General features: G+C 72.6%; 14 protein-coding genes, 2 tRNA genes and 1 pseudogene. 4 read left to right on the top strand and 13 right to left on the bottom strand.

Features of this window, described 5'->3' with window-relative positions; genetic code table 11:
* Positions 1–47: 47 nt before the first annotated feature.
* The gene (gene lepA, locus ACIQV3_RS16085; RefSeq protein ID WP_327252708.1) at positions 48–1,913 is read right to left on the bottom strand and encodes a translation elongation factor 4; all 1,866 of its coding nucleotides are present in this window, start codon (positions 1,911–1,913) and stop codon (positions 48–50) included.
* Positions 1,914–2,167: 254 nt separating this feature from the next.
* On the opposite strand from lepA, the gene rpsT reads away from it, so the two are divergent.
* Positions 2,168–2,434 (top strand): 30S ribosomal protein S20, encoded by a 267-nt coding sequence (gene rpsT / locus ACIQV3_RS16080; RefSeq protein WP_243334768.1) that lies wholly within the window; start codon positions 2,168–2,170, stop codon positions 2,432–2,434.
* Positions 2,435–3,017: 583 nt separating this feature from the next.
* Here the strand turns inward: rpsT and ACIQV3_RS16075 are convergent.
* Positions 3,018–3,680, bottom strand: a complete 663-nt coding sequence (locus ACIQV3_RS16075; RefSeq protein WP_403713003.1) for a TetR/AcrR family transcriptional regulator — start codon at positions 3,678–3,680, stop codon at positions 3,018–3,020.
* 92 nt (positions 3,681–3,772) lie between these two features.
* On the opposite strand from ACIQV3_RS16075, the gene ACIQV3_RS16070 reads away from it, so the two are divergent.
* A complete protein-coding gene (locus ACIQV3_RS16070; protein WP_403713002.1) occupies positions 3,773–5,215 on the top strand; it encodes an MFS transporter in 1,443 nt (480 codons plus the stop codon).
* Between the two features lie 167 nt (positions 5,216–5,382).
* On the opposite strand, the gene holA is transcribed toward ACIQV3_RS16070, so the two are convergent.
* Positions 5,383–6,375, bottom strand: coding sequence for a DNA polymerase III subunit delta (holA, locus tag ACIQV3_RS16065; protein WP_403713001.1), 993 nt, complete (start codon positions 6,373–6,375; stop codon positions 5,383–5,385).
* 78 nt (positions 6,376–6,453) lie between these two features.
* Here holA and ACIQV3_RS16060 point away from each other — a divergent pair, with 78 nt between their 5' ends.
* Complete coding sequence (locus ACIQV3_RS16060; RefSeq protein ID WP_403713000.1) at positions 6,454–6,714, top strand: hypothetical protein; 261 nt, start codon at positions 6,454–6,456, stop codon at positions 6,712–6,714.
* A gap of 179 nt (positions 6,715–6,893) precedes the next feature.
* Positions 6,894–7,328, top strand: a complete 435-nt coding sequence (locus ACIQV3_RS16055; RefSeq protein WP_403712999.1) for a hypothetical protein — start codon at positions 6,894–6,896, stop codon at positions 7,326–7,328.
* A 119-nt stretch (positions 7,329–7,447) separates the two neighbouring features.
* Here ACIQV3_RS16055 and ACIQV3_RS16050 read toward each other — a convergent pair whose 3' ends face one another.
* The 10 genes and pseudogenes from ACIQV3_RS16050 to ACIQV3_RS16005 all read right to left on the bottom strand — a co-directional run bounded on the left by ACIQV3_RS16050 (position 7,448) and on the right by ACIQV3_RS16005 (position 18,677).
* Positions 7,448–8,329, bottom strand: a complete 882-nt coding sequence (locus tag ACIQV3_RS16050) for a YceI family protein (protein ID WP_403712998.1) — start codon at positions 8,327–8,329, stop codon at positions 7,448–7,450.
* 136 nt (positions 8,330–8,465) lie between these two features.
* Positions 8,466–10,736, bottom strand: a pseudogene (locus ACIQV3_RS16045) (ComEC/Rec2 family competence protein); the annotation flags it as partial.
* 197 nt (positions 10,737–10,933) lie between these two features.
* Positions 10,934–11,974, bottom strand: coding sequence for a helix-hairpin-helix domain-containing protein (locus ACIQV3_RS16040; protein ID WP_403712997.1), 1,041 nt, complete (start codon positions 11,972–11,974; stop codon positions 10,934–10,936).
* A gap of 98 nt (positions 11,975–12,072) precedes the next feature.
* Positions 12,073–12,918 carry a DegV family protein gene (locus ACIQV3_RS16035; RefSeq protein ID WP_403712995.1) on the bottom strand — a complete coding sequence of 282 codons (846 nt, stop codon included), beginning with the start codon at positions 12,916–12,918 and terminating at the stop codon, positions 12,073–12,075.
* Between the two features lie 304 nt (positions 12,919–13,222).
* Positions 13,223–13,945, bottom strand: a complete 723-nt coding sequence (locus tag ACIQV3_RS16030; protein WP_403712994.1) for a hypothetical protein — start codon at positions 13,943–13,945, stop codon at positions 13,223–13,225.
* A 162-nt stretch (positions 13,946–14,107) separates the two neighbouring features.
* Positions 14,108–16,993, bottom strand: coding sequence for a leucine--tRNA ligase (leuS, locus tag ACIQV3_RS16025; RefSeq protein ID WP_403712993.1), 2,886 nt, complete (start codon positions 16,991–16,993; stop codon positions 14,108–14,110).
* Positions 16,994–17,250: 257 nt separating this feature from the next.
* A tRNA-Ala gene (locus ACIQV3_RS16020) sits at positions 17,251–17,323 on the bottom strand.
* Positions 17,324–17,500: 177 nt separating this feature from the next.
* A complete protein-coding gene (locus ACIQV3_RS16015) occupies positions 17,501–17,734 on the bottom strand; it encodes a hypothetical protein (protein ID WP_007264019.1) in 234 nt (77 codons plus the stop codon).
* A 136-nt stretch (positions 17,735–17,870) separates the two neighbouring features.
* A tRNA-Ala gene (locus ACIQV3_RS16010) sits at positions 17,871–17,943 on the bottom strand.
* A gap of 113 nt (positions 17,944–18,056) precedes the next feature.
* A complete protein-coding gene (locus ACIQV3_RS16005; RefSeq protein ID WP_403713155.1) occupies positions 18,057–18,677 on the bottom strand; it encodes a histidine phosphatase family protein in 621 nt (206 codons plus the stop codon).
* Positions 18,678–18,686: the final 9 nt, after the last annotated feature.

Raw genomic sequence — 18,686 nt, 5'->3', positions numbered from 1 at the left:
TCGTATCCGCTTCGTATCCGCTTCGAATCCGAAGACCGTCGCCGCGGCTACTTCTTCTTGCCGCCGGACTCGTCGCTGGAGAGGACGGCGATGAAGGCCTCCTGGGGGACCTCCACGGAGCCGACCATCTTCATGCGCTTCTTGCCTTCCTTCTGCTTCTCCAGCAGCTTCCGCTTACGGGAGATGTCACCGCCGTAGCACTTGGCGAGGACGTCCTTGCGGATGGCGCGGATGGTCTCGCGTGCGATGACGCGGGAGCCGACGGCCGCCTGGATCGGGATCTCGAAGGCCTGCCGCGGGATGAGCTCGCGCAGCTTGGCGACCAGGCGCACGCCGTAGGCGTAGGCGGCGTCCTTGTGGCAGACGGCGGAGAAGGCGTCGACCTTGTCGCCGTGCAGCAGGATGTCGACCTTGACCAGGCTGCCGGACTGCTCGCCGGTGGGCTCGTAGTCGAGGGAGGCGTAGCCGCGCGTCTTGGACTTCAGCTGGTCGAAGAAGTCGAAGACGATCTCCGCGAGCGGCAGCGTGTAACGGATCTCGACCCGGTCCTCGGAGAGGTAGTCCATCCCGAGGAGGGTGCCGCGGCGCTGCTGGCAGAGCTCCATGATCGCGCCGATGAACTCGGAGGGCGCGAGCAGGGTGGCCCGTACGACCGGCTCGAACACGTCCGAGATCTTGCCCTCGGGGAACTCGCTCGGGTTGGTGACGGAGACTTCCTTGCCGTCTTCCATGACGACGCGGTAGACCACGTTCGGCGCGGTGGCGATCAGGTCGAGGCCGAACTCGCGCTCCAGGCGCTCGCGCACCACGTCCAGGTGGAGCAGGCCGAGGAAGCCGACGCGGAAGCCGAAGCCCAGCGCCGCCGAGGTCTCCGGCTCGTAGACCAGCGCGGCGTCGTTGAGCTGGAGCTTGTCCAGGGCCTCGCGCAGGTCGGGGTAGTCCGAGCCGTCGAGCGGGTACAGGCCCGAGAAGACCATCGGGCGCGGGTCCTTGTAGCCGCCGAGGGCCTCGGTCGCGCCGTTGTGCAGGCTGGTGATGGTGTCACCGACCTTGGACTGACGGACGTCCTTCACGCCGGTGATGATGTAGCCCACCTCGCCGACGCCGATGCCGTCGGCCGGGGTCATCTCCGGGGAGGAGACGCCGATCTCCAGCAGCTCGTGCGTGGCGCCGGTCGACATCATCCGGATGCGCTCGCGCTTGTTGAGCTGGCCGTCGACCACACGCACGTACGTCACGACACCGCGGTACGAGTCGTACACGGAGTCGAAGATCATCGCGCGGGCCGGGGCGTCCTTGGGGCCGACCGGGGCCGGGACCGTGGCGACGATCTTGTCGAGCAGCACGTCCACGCCGAGACCGGTCTTCGCGGAGACGCGCAGGACGTCCTCCGGCTGGCAGCCGACGAGGTTCGCGAGCTCCTCGGCGAACTTCTCCGGCTGGGCGGCCGGCAGGTCGATCTTGTTCAGGACCGGGACGATCGCCAGGTCCTTCTCCATGGCCAGGTACAGGTTGGCCAGGGTCTGCGCCTCGATGCCCTGGGCCGCGTCCACCAGGAGGACCGTGCCCTCGCACGCCGCCAGGGAGCGCGAGACCTCGTAGGTGAAGTCGACGTGCCCGGGGGTGTCGATCATGTTGAGGATGTGGGTCTTGCCCTGGTCCTCGCCCGTGTTCGGCGCCCAGGGCAGCCGGACCGCCTGGGACTTGATCGTGATGCCGCGCTCACGCTCGATGTCCATGCGGTCGAGGTACTGGGCGCGCATCTGCCGCGAGTCCACCACACCGGTGAGCTGGAGCATCCGGTCGGCAAGGGTCGACTTGCCGTGGTCGATGTGCGCGATGATGCAGAAGTTGCGGATCAGCGCCGGGTCGGTACGGCTCGGCTCGGGCACGTGGCTGGGGATCGCGGGCACGCAGTGTCCTGATTCTCGGGTCGCAGTCGGAACGAAGTGTGGGCGTCGGTCTGCGCGAAACCAGATCTGGTCGGGTCTAGGCCATCTCTTTCGGATCTATACGCAGACTCCCATGGTCCCATGAACCGGAGAGTGCGCTCGGTTTGGGCCGGTCGAACGGCAGCTGGTAGCCTGAGCAGCTGTGTCTCGTGTGCCCTCTAGCTCTACGGGACGCAATCCGAAGATCAAATCTCTGAACCTGCAAAGGCTCTTTCGTGGCGAACATCAAGTCCCAGGTCAAGCGCAACAAGACGAACGAGAAGGCTCGCCTTCGCAACAAGGCCGTCAAGTCCTCGCTCAAGACCGCCATCCGCAAGGCCCGTGAGGCCGTCGTCGCCGGTGACGTCGAGAAGGCCACCGTGGCTTCCCGCGCCGCTTCCCGCGCGCTCGACAAGGCCGTCTCGAAGGGCGTCATCCACAAGAACGCCGCCGCCAACAAGAAGTCGGCGCTGGCGATCAAGGTTGCCTCCCTCCAGGGCTGAGCTCCTGATGTGATCGCCGGGCCGGGAACCAGCGGGCCCTCTCTCCCGCTCCCGACCGGCACTCCGCGCCGCACACGAAGCGTTCGCCACGCGGGTGCGGCGCAACCCCAGAAGTAACCGAAGGCCCCGATCGCCTCCCTTCCCCAGGGCAGCGACCGGGGCCTTCGGCATACCCGGGGGGCCCGCCCGGACCGCTGGGCCCCCCGCAACGCAGGCCCACACGAAGCCCCGACCCACACCGGCCCCCGCCCCGCACAAAGCCCCGGCCCACGGCGAGCCCCGCGCCGTACGAAGCCCCGGCCCACGGCGAGCCCCGCGCCGCACGAAGCCCCGGCCCACGCCAAACCCCGCGCCGCACGAAGCCCCGGCCCACGGCGAGCCCCGCGCCGCACGGAGCCCCGGCCCGCCAGAGCCGGGCCGCCCGAGGGCTCCAGAGGGCTCGGCCAGGGGCCTGGGCCCTCGGAATCCTCGGGCCCCGCGCAGGTCTCCCGACCTCCCGCCCTCCCGACCTCCCAACTTCGCAGCTTCCCGGCTCCCCGACCCCCCGGCTCCCCGGCTACGGAGAGCCGGGGGCGCTCGGCCGCTACGTCGCCACGGGCCCCTCACTCCGACCCCGGGGGCCCGAGGGCGCGGCGGGGTGGGCCGAGACCGCGGCCAGGACGGTGGCCGTGAGGATCTCCGGCGCCTCGGCAGGGGTCATCCGTCCGGCCTGGACCTCGGCGGCGGCCGCGTGGACCAGGCTGTAGACGACCGTGACCAGCCAGTCCGCGGACAGGTCCGCGCGCAGCTCACCGCTCTCCCGGCCCCGGCCGATCAGCCGGCGGACGGGGGCGAGGATCCGGTCGTGGCGCTCGCGCAACCGCTCGGGCGGCAGCGCCGCCGAGACGGCCGCGAACACCGCGGAGTGCCGGTCGAGGACCCGCCACGAACTGCGAATGAGCACCCCGAGGGCCTCCTCCACCCCACCCTCCCCGGCGGCGCCTCCCCCGGCCGCCGCATCCTCACCCCCGAGCGCCTCCAGTGTGGCCGCGGCCTCACCGACGGCCCGGTCCAGGGCGGCGTCGAGGAGGGCTTCCCGGGTCGGGAAGTGCGAGTAGAGCGTGACGCGGCTGACGCCGGCGGCGCGAGCGATCGCGGCCATGCTCGCCTGCGGGTCTGCGAGGAAACAGTCGAGGCCCGCGTCGACGATCGCGGCGGTGTTGCGCTCGGCGTCTGCGCGGCGGGGGCGGGGTGCGTCGGAGACCATGCCAACAAACTTAACACCACTGTTCACATTCCCCGGGCGGGCCTGCATACTCAATCCCTAACACCCATGTTAAGTTTAGGAGCGACTTCGCCATGCCCCCGCACGCCCCGCACGCGCACGACCGGAACCACGACGAGCACGCACACCCCCACCCGAGCACCCACCCGAGCCCGCACCCGACCCCCCACCCGAGCCACGGCCCACCGCCCCACCCGCGCCGCCGCCCCCTCCTCGCCCTCCTCTGCCTGGCCCAGTTCATGCTCATCGCCGACGTCACCGTCGTGAACGTCGCCCTCCCCGCCATCGGCGCCGACCTCTCCCTCACCGGCACCGGCCTGACCTGGATCGTCACGGCGTACACCCTGTTCTTCGGCGCCCTCCTGCTGGCCGGTGGCCGGCTCGCGGACCGGTTCGGTGCGGTGCGGACCTTCCTGACCGGGCTGGCCCTCTTCACCGCCGCCTCCGCGGCCTCCGGGCTCGCGGGGGACGCCGCCACTCTGATCGCGGCCCGCTCCGCACAGGGCGTCGGCGCGGCGCTGCTCTCGCCGGCCGCCCTGTCCCTGGTCACGACCCTGTTCCAGGGCCCGGCCCGGCACCGCGCCCTCGGCGCATGGGCGGCGATCGGCGGCACCGGCGCGGCCCTCGGGGTCCTGCTCGGCGGGATCCTCACCGACGGGCCCGGGTGGCGCTGGATCTTCTACCTCAACCTGCCCGTCGGCGCGGTCGCCCTCCTCGGAGTACCGCTCCTGCTCGGCCGCCCGCTCCCCGCCACGTCCGCCACGGCGGACCCCGCCCGCGCAAGCGCTCCGCTGAACGTGCCGGCGATCCTCCTGCCGACCCTGGCCGCGGGCGCACTCGTCTACGGCCTGACCGAACGCTCCTGGCTCCCCACCCTCGCCGCCCTGGCCGTACTGGCCCTCCTGATCGCGACGCAGCGCCGCTCCGCCAACCCCCTGATGCCCCCCGCCATGCCGGGCCGGCGCTCCCTCCTGGGCGGCAGCACGGTGATGCTGGGGGCGGCGGGCCTGCTCGTGACCGGGTTCTACCTGAGTTCCCTGCACATCCAGCAGTCCCTCGGGCGCAGCCCCCTGATCACCGGGCTGGCCTTCCTCCCGGCGGCGGTGGCAGCCACCGCGGGCGCGCACCTGGGCTCCCGGCTGCTCCCCCGCTTCGGCTGGCGCCCGGTCGGCGCGGCGGCGTTCACCGTGGCCGCCGCGGGCGCGGCCCTCACCTCCCTGGGCGGCCTCTGGTCGGGCCTGGTCCCCGGCTTCGCGCTGCTGGCCCTCGGACTCGGTGCGGCCTTCGTGTGCGCCACGACCTCGGCCCTGTCCGAAGTGGCCCCCGCCCACACGGGCCTGGCCTCCGGCCTGGTCGGCACCTCGCACGAACTGGGCGCGGCCATCGCCATCGCCGCCCTCGCCTCGGCCGACTTCACCACCCTGGCCTACCCGGCCACGGCCCTGGCCCTGGCCATCCCCTTGCTCCTCCCCAAGGGCCACCCCGACCCCAACTCCACCCAAGCCATGGCCCACTGACCCCCACCCCGGGGCCCCAACCAGGCCCGGCCCCGACAACCCCACCCAACACGGATGCAGGGCCTCATAGGCTCACCGGCGCAGGGACTCACGGGCGCAGGGCCTTACGGGCTGACGGGCCCACAGGCCCACAGGCCCAGCGTCCCGCTCCGGGGCCAGGCCGGGGCCTAGCCCCGCCGGGCCCGCGCCGCCCGGGCGACCGCGACGACCGCCTTCTCCAACGCGTACTCCGGGTCGTCACCCCCGCCCTTGACCCCCGCATCCGCGTCAGCCACCGCACGCAGCGCGTCCGCGACACCATCCGCAGACCATCCCCGCATCTGCTGCCGCACCCGGTCGATCTTCCACGGCGGCATGCCGAGGTCCCGCGCGAGGTCCCCGGGACGGGCCCCCCGCGGGGCCGAGGCCAGCTTCCCGATCGCCCGCACCGCCTGGGCCAGCGCGCTGGTGATCAGGACCGGAGCCACACCCGTGGACAGGGACCAGCGCAGGGCCTCCAGGGCCTCCGCGGCGCGCCCCTCCACCGCCCGGTCGGCGACGGTGAAGCTCGAAGCCTCGGCCCGCCCGGTGTAGTAGCGGCCGACCACGGCCTCGTCGATCGTTCCCTCGACGTCCGCGCACAACTGCGCCGCCGCGCTCGCCAGCTCCCGCAGGTCGCTGCCGATGGCGTCGACCAGCGTCTGGCAGGCCTCGGGCGTGGCCGAACGCCCCAGCGTCCGGAACTCCCCCCGCACGAAGGCCAGCCGGTCCGCCGGCTTCGTCATCTTCGGGCAGGCGATCTCGCGGGCACCCGCCTTCCGCGCCGCGTCCAGCAGGCCCTTGCCCTTGACGCCGCCCGCGTGCAGCAGGACGAGGGCGATCTCCTCGAACGGCGCTGCGAGGTACGCCTTGACCTCCTTGACCGTGTCGGCCGAGAGGTCCTGCGCATTGCGTACGACGAGCACCTTGCGCTCCGAGAAGAGCGAGGGGCTGGTCAACTCGGCCAGGGTGCCGGGCTGGAGCTGTTCGGAGGCGAGGTCACGCACGTCCGTGTCGGCATCGGCGGCTCGCGCCGCCGTCACGACCTCCCGCACGGCGCGGTCGAGCAGCAGGTCCTCCTGCCCCACCGCGAGGGTGATCGGGGCGAGCGGATCGTCGGTGGAATTCTTCCTGGTGGCCATCGCCCCCAGCATCCCACGCCGCACTGACAGACCCTCGCGGCCCGACCTTCCGGGCCCCCTGCCACCACCCCCTCCGCCATGGCCGAGAATGTCCGGGTGAACGTGCGACATGTACTGGTCCTGCCCGACCGCGACGCCGCCGAGGAGGTGGCGCGGGAGGTGGCAGACCGTTTCGGCCTCCCGGAGGAACCGCAGCTGGTCCGCGACGCCCTCGCCGGCGAGGACGACGCCGAGGACGCCCAGTGGCTGGTGGTCGTCGAGGACCCGCGCGAACGGCTGGCCGCCACGGACCTGGACGAACTCGCCGCCGAATACGACGGCTGGCTCGAAGCCCCGTAACCGTCGGCCAGGCAATGCCCTCGCGCTGCTGCCCCCGGCTACGACTACGGCGCCTACGAGCAGCAGCGGCGTGCGGCACCTCGCCTACCATTCCACCAACACCTACCGGAAGTCGGTGGCGAGCATTGTGGCGTCCCACCCCAACGCGATCTCCTACGCGTTCCGCACGTGACGGAGCCGTGCGCGTCCTCGTCCTTGTGGTGAGCGTGCTCTGTGCCGCGCTGCTCTCCGGATGCGGCGGCCGTGACCGGGCCGGCGACGGAGCCGGCCTCGCGGATCAGGACCGTTTCCTCCGGGAGTACGTGCGCGTGCTCAACGACTCCGACCAGGACGGCCTGGCCCGGCTGCTCGATGCCCATCCGGCGGGCGCTCAGGACGCGAAGGCCCGGATCGCCGCCTACGGCGGGAAGGGCTGGGACGTCAGCTGGAGCCGCGCGTCGGAGTTCAGCGGCGTGTGGAGGGTCACGCTCAGCGGCACGGCCGGTACGGACCGGGCGCCCGTCCGGGTGACCGAGACGGTGACCTGGGAGAACGAGCACTGGGTGATGGCCCCGCTGAACGGAGTCGTGCCCACACCCTCCAACGCGGCGGACACGACACCACCCGGCAGCTGACCGCGCCCCCTCGGCACCTGGTGTTCCCCGCCGCGGTGGTCCGCGCATCCGGCGGATGTGCGGACCACCGCGGCACAGCGGGCGCCGGCCCCCGCGTGCGGCCGGCGGACCCCGCCCGGTCAGGCCTTGTGGACGATCTGTACGTCCAGGGTCACTTCCACGTTCGCACCGATCGCCGCGATCCCGTGTGCCAGCACCGACTGCCAGTTCAGCGTGAAGTCCTCGCGGTTGAGTTCGGCCGTCGCCCGGCAGACCGCCCTCGGCTCGCCCTCCAGGCCGGTGCCCAGCCCCAGGTACTGGGTGTCCAGGGTGACGGACCGGCTGACCCCGTGGAGGGTGAGGGCGCCCGCCACGGACCAGCGGCTGCCGCTGCGGTGGATGAACCGCTCGCTGTAGAACTCCACCGTCGGGTGGCGGGCCGCGTCCAGGAAGTCCGCGGAGCGCAGGTGGTCGTCCCGCATCCGCAGCCCCGTGTCGATGCTCGCCGCGTCGATGATCACGCGCATGGAGGAGTCCTCCATGCGGTCGGCTATCCGTACCGCGCCGGCGAAGGTGTTGAACCGGCCGTTGATCCGGGCCAAGCCGATGTGCCGGGCCGAGAACCCGATCGAGGAATGCCCCGGATCGAGCTCCCAGTGGCCGGGCTGCGGCAGCAGCGGCGGGTCCACCGGGTCCAGGACGATCTCCCCGGTGCCGGGCTGCGCCGGGTCCCCCACCAGCGTCGCCCCGTGGAAGGGCGCGTACCCCTCGGCCGTGACGGCCAGCCGGTACTCGCCCGCCGGCACGGCCGCCGTGAAACCGCCGTACGGGTCGGTCTCCCCGCTGACGATCCGCCGGCCGATCGGGTCGGTCACCTCGACCTTGGCCTGCCGGACGGGCTGGTGGACCGTGTCGAGCACCCGGCAGCTGAGCAGCCGCGCGGTGTGAGGAAGCGTCAATGTCGCGGATGTCTGGGGACTGGCGCTTCCCGCCGTCTCCATCCCCCGTCTGCGACTGAACATGGTTTATGCACCCCCGTGCTGTGTGGGCTTGGACCGCTCTGGCGAAAACGCATTCGATCATGCTGTCGGGTTGCGGGCAAACGCAGCGGTCACTCCTGGTATGCCCGGGACGGCACCGTCGGCGAATGGCCGGGAACGCCCGCAGTCGCGGGCCGCTGCCGGTGACGGCGACCGAACCGTCCTCGTCCGTGCGCAGCACGGCCGCGCCCAGCTCCCGCAGCCGGGCGAGCGTACCCGCCGCGGGATGCCCGTACCTGTTCCCGGCGCCCACCGGGACGATCGCGAGGCGCGGCCGGATCCGCTCGTGCAGTCCGGGATCCTGATGGGCGCTGCCGTGGTGGGAGACCTTCAGGACGTCGACGGGCCCCAGTTCCGGATGGTTCCTCAGCAAGGCCTGCTGGGAGGCCGGTTCGAGGTCGCCCAGCAGGAGGATGGTCAGGCCCGCGCCGCGCACCAGCAGGGCCACGCTCGCGTCATTGGGACCCTCGGGGAAGGCGTCTCCGGCCGGCCACAGCACCTGCCACTCCAGCGGCCCGGCCCGGCGCCGCTCCCCCTCCACGGCGCGGACGAGGGGGACCCCCGCTGCGGCCGCCGTCCGCCGTACGAACGCGGCCTGCCCGGGCGGTTCTTCCAGTCCGGTGACTTGCACCACACCCACCGAGCGGCCCTTGAACACCCCCGCCAACCCGCCCACGTGGTCGGCGTGAAAGTGCGTCAGCAGGATCAGCGGCACCCGGCTCACGCCCAGCTCCCTCAGACACGCGTCCACCGGTCCCGGCTCGGGGCCCGCGTCCACCACCACGGCCGTACCCGGGCCGACCGCGAGTACGGCGGCGTCCCCCTGGCCCACCGCGCACTGGGTGTAGATCCAGTCGGGCGGTGGCCAGCCCTTGACCGTACGAATGACCAGTGGCGGCCTGAGTACGGCGAGGATCAGCAGCACGGCCAGGGCGGAGGCGAGCCATCGTCCACGGCGGACCCGCCTGCCGAGCACCACTGCCGCGAAGGTGGCCGCGGCGAGCAGCAGCCCTCCGCCCACCCCGCCGGGCCAGCCCAGCTCCGCCCCGGGCAGCGCCGCCCCGCCCCGGGCCACGGCGGCGATCCACCCGGCGGGCACGCCCGCGCACCAGGCGAGCACCTCGGCCACGGGCCGGCACACCGGGGCCGCGGCCAGCGCGGCGAAGCCCAGGATCGTCGCGGGTCCCGCCGCCAGCTCCGCCAGCAGGTTGCAGGGGACCGCCACCAGGCTCACCCGGGCCGACAGCACCGCCACGACCGGCGCGCACACCGCCTGGGCCGCCGCCGCGGCCGCCAGCGCCTCGGCCGGGCGGGGCCGCATCCCGCGCCGCCGCAGGGCCTCGCTCCACCGGGGAGCCAGCGTCAGCAGGGCCCCGGTGGCCAGGACGGAGAGGAGGAAGCCGTAGCTCCGGGACAGCCAGGGGTCGTAGAGCACCAGGAGCAGGACGGCGGCGGCCAGCGCCGGGATCAGGGACCTGCGCCGCCCGGTGGCGATGGCCAGCAGGGTGACCGAGCCGCAGGCCGCCGCCCGCAGCACGCTGGGCTCCGGCCGGCACACCACCACGAAGGCCAGGGTCAGCGCCACCCCGCACAGGGCCGTCGCCCGCAGCGAGAGCCCCAGGCGCGGGGCGAGCCCGCCGCGCTCGGCCTGCTGCGCGCGGGCCGGGGCTCCGATGAGCAGGAAGAGCACCACGGTCAGGTTGGAGCCGGAGACGGCCAGCAGGTGCAGCAGATCGGTGGCGCGGAACGCGTCGTGCAGATCGGGCTCCACCCGGGAGGTGTCCCCGACCACCAGCCCGGGCAGCAGGGCCCTGGCGTCCGGGGCCAGCCCGTCGGTGACCTCGCGCAGCCCGGCCCGCAGCCGCCCGGCGATCCGCTGCACGGCGTCCGGCCCGCCGGTCACCCGGGGCGGGGCGTCCCCGGCCGGACGGAGCAGGGCGACGGCCCGCTCCCCGTCCCGCGCCGGAGCCAGCCGGGCCACGACCGCGACCCGTGTCGAGGGCTGCAGCCGGGCCCACCCCGGATGCACCGCCAGCACCCGCACCGGGGTCGAGAGCCGGGTCCGGGCACCATCGGGCCCGGTCACCCGGGTCACCACGGCGTCGAGCAGCACCACCGGTGGACCGCTCCCGGTCCGGGCCGTCCGCGGATCGGAGCCCACGGTGAGATCAGCCAGCACCCGCGCATGCTCCCGGGCCAGCTCCGGGACCGGCCCGGCCCGCGCCTCGGCCCGCTGGAGCCCCGCCACCCCGGCTCCGGCGGCCGCGCACAGCAGGACCGCGGCCAGGGCCGTCCGGAACGGTGCGGAGCGCCTCCGGCCCGCCAGTATCAGCAGCCCGGCCGCACCCACCCCCAGCCCCGCCATGACGGCGCTCCGTCCGACGGGCATCCCGAGGCCCACGGCGGCCGCCCCCCACACGGCCACAGCCGGCCCCACCAACCGCACATCCACCGGCCCCGCGTCCCCCGCCCCCGCGTTCCCCGCCCCCTGCTCCCGCCCCTCCGAACCCCCCTCACCTACCCCGGCCGGACCCGGCGCCACAGGCCCCCGCCCGCCCGGACCCCGCGCCGGCCCGCCGCGCCGGCTCACGGACGCACCAGCTCGCGCAGGTCGGCGAATCGGCGCTCACCGATCCCGTTGACCTGGCGGAGGTCCTCCACGGAGCGGAACCCCCCGCGCACCGTGCGGAAGTCCACGATGTGCTGCGCGAGGACCGGGCCCACCCCCGGCAGGCCGTCCAGTTGCTCGGCCGTGGCCGTGCCGAGGCTCAGCGGTCCGGAGGCGGGGCCTCCCCGGCCCGTCGGCGGCGGTGGGGCCGGAGCTCCCACCAGAACCTGTTCGCCGTCCATCAGGACCCGGGCCCGGTTCAGGCCGGTGGTGTCCGTCCCGGGCCGCACTCCCCCGGCGGCGGCCAAGGCGTCCTCCACGCGCGAACCCGGCGGCAGCTTGCGCACCCCGGGGTCACGGACCTTTCCGCTGACGTCCACCAGGATGGGACCGGCCCCGGGGCCCGCCCGCGCAGTGGTCGGGGCCGGAAGGGCGGCAGCCGCGGGTGCCACCACGGCGGGTGCGGTCACCGGCCGTGGCCGGGCCGCCCCGTACTGCTGCACGGCGAACCCGACGGCCACGATGAGCACCACCGAGACGGCCGCCACCGTGCGCGGCTCCACCCCGCAGCGGGTTTGGAGCCACAAGGGCAGCCGCTCCCGCAGCGCGAGCCCCCGTAAAGCCCGGCCGGGCGCCTCCCGCCCTTCGGGCGCGACCTCCGCCTCACCCGGGGCAGGCGCCTCGGGCCGGACCACCGGATAGGACCTGACCAGCGGATCCGGACGGGTCGGAGCCTCCGGCCCGGCCACCACCCCGACGGATCGGCGGACCTGCGGCGCCGCCTGGGCCGGCGCCTCCCCGGCCGGTGCCTCCCCGGCCGGCGCCTCCCCGGCCGGCGGCGGAGCGCCCGGAGGGCGACCCGCTCCGAGCAGTGCCTCGGCCCGGCGGCGCACCACCGCGGGATCGGGTCGGCCGGGTCGCTGTCCGCGGCGGTGCCGCAGACGGCTGTCGGAGAGACGGGGACGGCCGGGGCCACTGGTGGCGCCGACGGGACCTGACGTGCGCGTACGAAGAGTCATGCCACGACGGTAGGACCCATCGCCGACACGCGTTCGGAAGCTTCAATTCCGGTGGATGGAGGCCTGGTTGTGGATATCTCCGCCACTCGATCCGGTGATCAGCGCGGGGAGACGACCGCCGCCAGCAGCCCCGGTCCGGTATGTGCCCCGATCACCGCACCGACCTCGCTGACGTGCAGCTCGACCAGCCCGGGGATGCGCTCACGAAGCCTCTGCGCCAGTTTCTCCGCGCGTTCCGGGGCCGCGAGATGGTGCACGGCCACGTCGACGGGACCGGAGCCGGCGCGCTCGACGGCCAGCTCCTCCAGGCGGGCTATGGCCTTCGAGGCCGTACGCACCTTCTCCAGCATCTCGATCCGCCCGCCGTCCAGCGTCAGCAGCGGTTTGACCGCGAGCGCCGAACCGAGGAGGGCCTGCGCGGCCCCGATGCGGCCGCCGCGGCGGAGGTAGTCGAGGGTGTCGACGTAGAAGTACGCGGACATGCCGGCGGCCCGCTTCTCGGCGGCGGCGACGGCTTCGTCGAGGGAACCCCCTGCTTCGGACACCTCCGCCGCGGCCAGGGCACAGAAACCCAGGGCCATGGCGACCATGCCGGTGTCGACGACGCGGACGGGCACCGGGGCGGTCTTCGCGGCGAGAACGGCGGCGTCGTAGGTGCCGGAGAACTCCGCCGACAGGTGCAGGCTGACGATGGCCGTCGCGCCGGCCTCCACGGCGGCCCGATAGGCCCGGACGAAGTCCTCGGGGCTGGGGCGGGACGTGGTGACCGAGCGGCGCTTCTGCAGGGCCAGAGCGAGGCTCCTGGCCGAGATCTCGGTGCCCTCTTCCAGGGCCTCGTCGCCGAGGACCACGGTCAGCGGGACGGAGATGATTCCGTGCCGCGCCATGGCCGGTTGGGGCAGGTAGGCCGTGGAATCCGTGACGATCGCGACATGGCGGGACATGAGGCGGAGGTTACCGGCAGTGGAGGTGTTCCGGCAGCCCGGGTCCACCGGCGGGCCTCCGGCGGCGGCTTCGGGTGGGTCCGGGTGGGCCTGGGGTGGTGGGCCCACCTGGGCCCGGGGCGGTGGGTCCGGGGCGGGCCGCCCCCGGGCTTTGGCGGCGGGGTCCGGCCCTTCGGGGCTGGGTCCCTACCCGCCCTCCCACCGTTCCCCGGGCGCTGCCCGGACCCGGTCCTCGAACGCCGGACCGGCTGGAGCGGGGTACCGGGCTGCGCCCGGCCACCTGGGAGTCCGCCCCGGACCCCGCTCAGGTCGTCGCCTCCGGGCGGCGGGTCTTCTGCCAGGGGTACTGGGAGGTCGGGGTGGGCTCCGTGAGGGCCGCGGGCTCGGGGGTGTTCCATGTCGGAGTCGTCGGAGCAGAAGTAGAAGTAGGAGTAGGAGCAGTGCCAGGCGCGGGAGTCGAGTGGGGGAAGGCGTCGGACGGGGCGCGGGACCAGTCCCTCAGAGCGCCCGACTCGATGTCGATCTGGTCCGACAGGTACGAGAGGTCGTCCTCCGCGAAGCGCCGCGCGCGGTCGCGCGCCGCCCAGCGCAGCGAGTCCGATGCCTGCGTGATCTGCGCCGTGCGCTCCCGCAGGTCCGGCAGGACCGCCGCGATCCGCTGCCGGTCGGGCTCCGCCTCAAGGCGCTTCAGTTCGTCGTCGAGTTCGTGCCCGTGCGCGCTCAGCCGCTCGAACAGCCCGATCGACTCCTTGAGCGAGGCGTCCGTCTGGACCCCCTGGTACAGCGCCTGCTGCGTCGCCCGCATCGAGTTCCGCAGGTCCAGCCGCAACGTGGCCAGCGCGCCGGGGACACCGATCTGGCCGAAACTGCGGGCCTTCAAGGTGGTGTCCTCCACCGTGCGGCGGGCCTGGCTGATGGTCCGGTCCACCCCGCGCGCGGCGGCCTTGACCACCTTCGTCGTCACGTAGGCGCCGAGCCCCAGGAAGGCGAACAGCAGCACTAGGGCCACGATGATAAAAGCCTCCATGAGGGTCCCTTCCCCAGCCGTTTACGTCCCTTCCACCGTAAACGCCACGGGCAGGCCGCGGGTTCCAATCGAACCCCCAACCTGCCCGTACGGGAATACCCCTAGACGCGTCAGACGGAAGCGTCGGACCTACCCGTCAGACGGAAACATCAGACCTTCGCGTCAGACGACGATGTTCACCAGCTTCGGCGCGCGCACGATCACCTTGCGGATCTCCGCCCCGCCCAGCGCCGCCACGACCGCCTCGTCGCCCAGCGCCAGCTGCTCCAGCTCGGCGTCGGAGATCGCCGGAGACACCTCCAGGCGGGCCTTGACCTTGCCCTTGATCTGGACGACGCAGGTGACGCTCTCGTCCACGACGTACGCCGGGTCCGCGACCGGGAAGTCCTGGTGGACGACCGACTCGCCGTGGCCCAGGCGCTGCCACAGCTCCTCGGCGATGTGCGGCGCCAGCGGGGCCACCAGCAGCACCAGCCGCTCCGCGACCGAGCGCTCCAGCGGCCGGCCCGCCTTCGTCAGGGTGTTGTTCAGCTCGGTGATCTTCGCGATGGCGGTGTTGAACCGCAGTCCCGTCATATCGCCGCCGACCCCGTCGATCGCCTTGTGCAGCGCGCGCAGGGTGGCCTCGTCCGGCTCCGCGTCGACGACCGTCACCGCGCCCGTCTCCTCGTCCACCACGTTGCGCCACAGGCGCTGCAGCAGCCGGTACTGGCCGACGACGGCACGGGTGTCCCAGGGACGCGAGACGTCCAGCGGGCCCATCGCCATCTCGTACAGGCGCAGGGTGTCCGCGCCGTACTCCTCGCAGATCTCGTCGGGCGTGACGGCGTTCTTCAGGGACTTGCCCATCTTGCCGTGCTCACGCTTGACCGGCTCGCCCTGGTAGAAGTAGCCGCCGTCCCGCTCCTCGACCTCGGCCGCCGGGACGTACACACCGCGCGAGTCGGTGTACGCGTACGCCTGGATCATGCCCTGGTTGAACAGCTTGTGGAACGGCTCCACCGAGGAGACGTGCCCCAGGTCGAACAGCACCTTGGACCAGAAGCGCGCGTACAGCAGGTGCAGCACCGCGTGCTCGGCGCCGCCCACGTACAGGTCGACGCCGCCGTGCGGCTGGCCCTCGCGCGGGCCCATCCAGTACTGCTCGATCGCCGGGTCGACCAGCGCCTCGGAGTTGTTCGGGTCCAGGTAGCGCAGCTCGTACCAGCAGGAGCCGGCCCAGTTCGGCATGGTGTTGGTCTCGCGCCGGAACGCGCGCACCCCGCGCCCGTCGCCCAGGTCCAGCTCGACGTTGACCCACTGCTGGTTGCGCGACAGCGGGGTCTCCGGCTGGGAGGCCGCGTCGTCGGGCTCGAAGGTGCGCGGAGAGTAGTCCTCGACCTCCGGCAGCTCCAGCGGCAGCATCGACTCGGGCAGCGGGTAGGCGACGCCGTCCTCGTCGTAGACGATCGGGAAGGGCTCGCCCCAGTAGCGCTGGCGGCTGAACAGCCAGTCGCGCAGCCGGAAGTTGACGGTCCCCTCGCCGATGCCGCGCCCGGTCAGCCAGTCGGTGATCGCGGCCTTGGCCTCGACCACGCCCAGGCCGTCCAGCGTGATGCCCTCGCCCGTGGAGTTGACGATCGTGCCGTCGTACGAGGAGAACGCGTCCTCCCACTCCAGCGGGTCGGCGTCGCGGTCGTCCGTGGGCTGGACGACGCAGCGCATCGGCAGCTCGAAGGCGCGCGCGAACTCGAAGTCACGGCTGTCGTGCGCCGGGACGGCCATGATCGCGCCGGTGCCGTAGCCCATCAGCACGTAGTCCGCGATGAAGACCGGGACCAGGTCGCCGCTGACCGGGTTGGTCGCGTACGCGCCGGTGAAGACACCGGTCTTGTCCTTGGCCTCGGCCTGCCGCTCGACGTCCGACTTCGCGGCGGCCTGCTTGCGGTACGAGTCCACGGCCTCGGCCGGGGTCGCGTTGCCGCCGGTCCACAGCTGGTGGGTGCCCTCGGGCCATTCGGCCGGGACGATCTTCCCGACCAGTTCGTGCTCGGGGGCCAGCACCATGTAGGTGGCGCCGAACAGCGTGTCGGGGCGGGTGGTGAACACGGTGATGGCGTCACCGTCCCCGACGGCGAAGTCCACGCGCGCGCCCTCGCTGCGGCCGATCCAGTTGCGCTGCTGCAGCTTGATGGCCTCGGGCCAGTCCAGCGCGTCCAGGTCGTCGATCAGGCGGTCGGCGTAGGCCGTGATCCGCATGTTCCACTGGCTCAGCTTGGACTTGAAGACGGGGAAGTTGCCGCGCTCGGACCGGCCGTCGGCGGTGACTTCCTCGTTGGCCAGTACGGTGCCCAGCCCGGGGCACCAGTTGACCGGCGCGTCCGAGGCGTACGCCAGCCGGTACCCGTTCAGTACGTCGGCGCGCTCGCCCGCGCTCAGCGCGGCCCAGGAGGCTCCGCCGGGCAGCTCGCGGGAGCCGTCCTCGAAGGAGGCCACCAGCTCGGCGATGGGCCGGGCCTTCGCGGCGTCCGCGTCGTACCAGGAGTTGTAGATCTGCAGGAAGATCCACTGGGTCCACTTGTAGTAGTCCGGGTCGATCGTCGCGAAGGACCGGCGCTTGTCGTGGCCCAGGCCCAGCCGGCGCAGCTGGACCTTCATGTTCTCGATGTTCGCCTCGGTCGACACGCGCGGGTGCGTACCGGTCTGCACGGCGTACTGCTCGGCCGGCAGGCCGAAGGCGTCGAAGCCCAGGGTGTGCAGGACGTTGTGGCCGGTCATCCGCTGGTGACGGGCGAAGACGTCGGTGGCGATGTACCCGAGCGGGTGGCCGACGTGCAGGCCCGCGCCCGAGGGGTACGGGAACATGTCCATGATGAACTTCTTGGGGCGCGCCACCACGGCCGCGGCCTGAGACTCGGTACCGGCCAGGTCACCGGTCGGGTTCGGGGCCTCGTACGTACCCTGCGCGTCCCATACGTCCTGCCAGCGTGCCTCGATGTCGGCGGCCATGGCAGCCGTGTAACGGTGCGCCTCGGCCGCCTCGGGGGCCGGGGTGTTCGTCTCGCTCATGATTCCTGAAGCTCCATCGATCGTCTCTGCCGTCTCTGCTGCCCAAACGAAAAAACCCCTCGCACAGGAGGGGGCGCCGCGCCGGGGCCGACCGCTTCGTGGGGTCGGAACTGTTCAGCGCGGCTCGGTAAGCAGAAGGCGTACGGCACGCATGGCGTCAGGGTACCGCAGTGGCCCCCAGCGGTGCTCGGCCCTTCCGGCCGGTGGACGCACGACGAGAAGCGGGCCACCGTTTCCGGTGGCCCGCTTCTTCACTGTGGAGCTATGGAGAATTGAACTCCAGACCTCCTGCATGCCATGCAGGCGCTCTACCAACTGAGCTATAGCCCCTTGTCTTGCCTGCCGCTTCGTGGCCCGTTTCCGGTTCCCCTTGGCGACATCCCAAACATTACACGGTGATGGCCCTGCTCCAAAAATCGGTTTCCGCGAGCCCCGGGCCATGTCCGCTTCGTGGCAGTTCGTCACATGGCCCGACTCCCGGCTACCGACGCGTCGCAGGTCCCCGCGTCACGCACGGGCGAACTGGTAGAACCGCTTCAGCGTGCAGTGCTCGTCGAGCAGTCGCCCGTAGATCGGCTCACCCTCCAGCTCGCGGTACGTCTCGATCGGGTCGCCTTTTATGATCAGCGCCCGCGCGCATTCCTCGCACCAGTACTGGTAGTCGGGGTTGACCGGCTCCATGTCCCGCACGATCGGCGTTCCGTTGTTGCACCAGTCGCACCGCCGCCGGTGTGCACCCATCCGTCAGCGACTCCCTCCCGCGTCGGGCCGTCGTCGTCCCCCTCCGGCCGTCCGATTCTGCCATGCCGGTGCCCGCTCGGGCAGCTGTGGACAAAAGCAAAGATCCCGCCCCCTGTTGGGGACGGGATCTTCATTGTGGAGCTATGGAGAATTGAACTCCAGACCTCCTGCATGCCATGCAGGCGCTCTACCAACTGAGCTATAGCCCCGCTCTCCGCCGCGCTCCCCCCGTTTCCGGTGTTCTGCGCTGCGAACAAGAAGAACTCTAGCCTGTGACCAGCCGGAAAGTGAAATCCGGGTGGGAGCCGCTCCGGGGGCGGGCTCAGTCGTCGTCGCCGAGCACCGGTTCGGGCAGCGTGCCGGCGTTGTGTTCCATCAGCCGCCAGCCGCGCGCGCCCTCGCCCAGCACGGACCAGCAGCAGTTGGAGAGCCCGCCCAGGCCCTCCCAGTAGTACGAGTCCAGGCCCAGCAGGCGGCCGATCGTCGTACGGATGGTGCCGCCGTGGCTGACCACCACGAGCGTGCCGCCCGGGGGCAGTCGGTCGGCGTGCGCCAGCACCACCGGCGCGGCCCGGTCGGCGACCTCGGTCTCCAGCTCGCCGCCACCACGGCGGACCGCCTCGCCGCGCTTCCACGCCGCGTACTGGTCGCCGTACTTGTCCAGGATCTCGTCGTGCGTGAGGCCCTGCCATTCGCCGGCGTACGTCTCGCGCAGCGCCTCGTCGTGCGTCACCGCCAGACCCGTGACGGCCGCCAGCTCGGCAGCCGTGGCGGCGGCGCGCATCAGGTCAGAGGCGACGATGGCGTCGGGCTTCAGCGAAGCGAGCAGCCTGGCGGCACGGCGCGCCTGCGCCACACCGGCCTCGGTCAGCTCGATGTCCGTGGAGCCCTGGAAGCGGCGCTCCAGGTTCCACGAGGTCTGGCCGTGCCGCCACAGGACGATCTTGCGGCT

It is taken from the genome of Streptomyces sp. NPDC099050 (assembly GCF_044759865.1).
GTDB lineage: Bacteria > Actinomycetota > Actinomycetes > Streptomycetales > Streptomycetaceae > Streptomyces.
This window is presented reverse-complemented; position numbering and strand designations above follow the sequence as displayed.

What these genes read in the sequence shown, in the direction of transcription:
- ACIQV3_RS16075 (WP_403713003.1), bottom strand. Translation starts at nt 3,680, where the DNA reads ATGGTCTCCGACGCACCCCGCCCCCGCCGCGCAGACGCCGAGCGCAAC.
- ACIQV3_RS16070 (WP_403713002.1), top strand. Translation starts at nt 3,773, where the DNA reads ATGCCCCCGCACGCCCCGCACGCGCACGACCGGAACCACGACGAGCAC.
- holA (WP_403713001.1), bottom strand. Translation starts at nt 6,375, where the DNA reads ATGGCCACCAGGAAGAATTCCACCGACGATCCGCTCGCCCCGATCACC.
- ACIQV3_RS16060 (WP_403713000.1), top strand. Translation starts at nt 6,454, where the DNA reads ATGGCCGAGAATGTCCGGGTGAACGTGCGACATGTACTGGTCCTGCCC.
- ACIQV3_RS16050 (WP_403712998.1), bottom strand. Translation starts at nt 8,329, where the DNA reads ATGTTCAGTCGCAGACGGGGGATGGAGACGGCGGGAAGCGCCAGTCCC.
- ACIQV3_RS16040 (WP_403712997.1), bottom strand. Translation starts at nt 11,974, where the DNA reads ATGACTCTTCGTACGCGCACGTCAGGTCCCGTCGGCGCCACCAGTGGC.
- ACIQV3_RS16035 (WP_403712995.1), bottom strand. Translation starts at nt 12,918, where the DNA reads ATGTCCCGCCATGTCGCGATCGTCACGGATTCCACGGCCTACCTGCCC.
- ACIQV3_RS16030 (WP_403712994.1), bottom strand. Translation starts at nt 13,945, where the DNA reads ATGGAGGCTTTTATCATCGTGGCCCTAGTGCTGCTGTTCGCCTTCCTG.
- leuS (WP_403712993.1), bottom strand. Translation starts at nt 16,993, where the DNA reads ATGAGCGAGACGAACACCCCGGCCCCCGAGGCGGCCGAGGCGCACCGT.
- ACIQV3_RS16015 (WP_007264019.1), bottom strand. Translation starts at nt 17,734, where the DNA reads ATGGGTGCACACCGGCGGCGGTGCGACTGGTGCAACAACGGAACGCCG.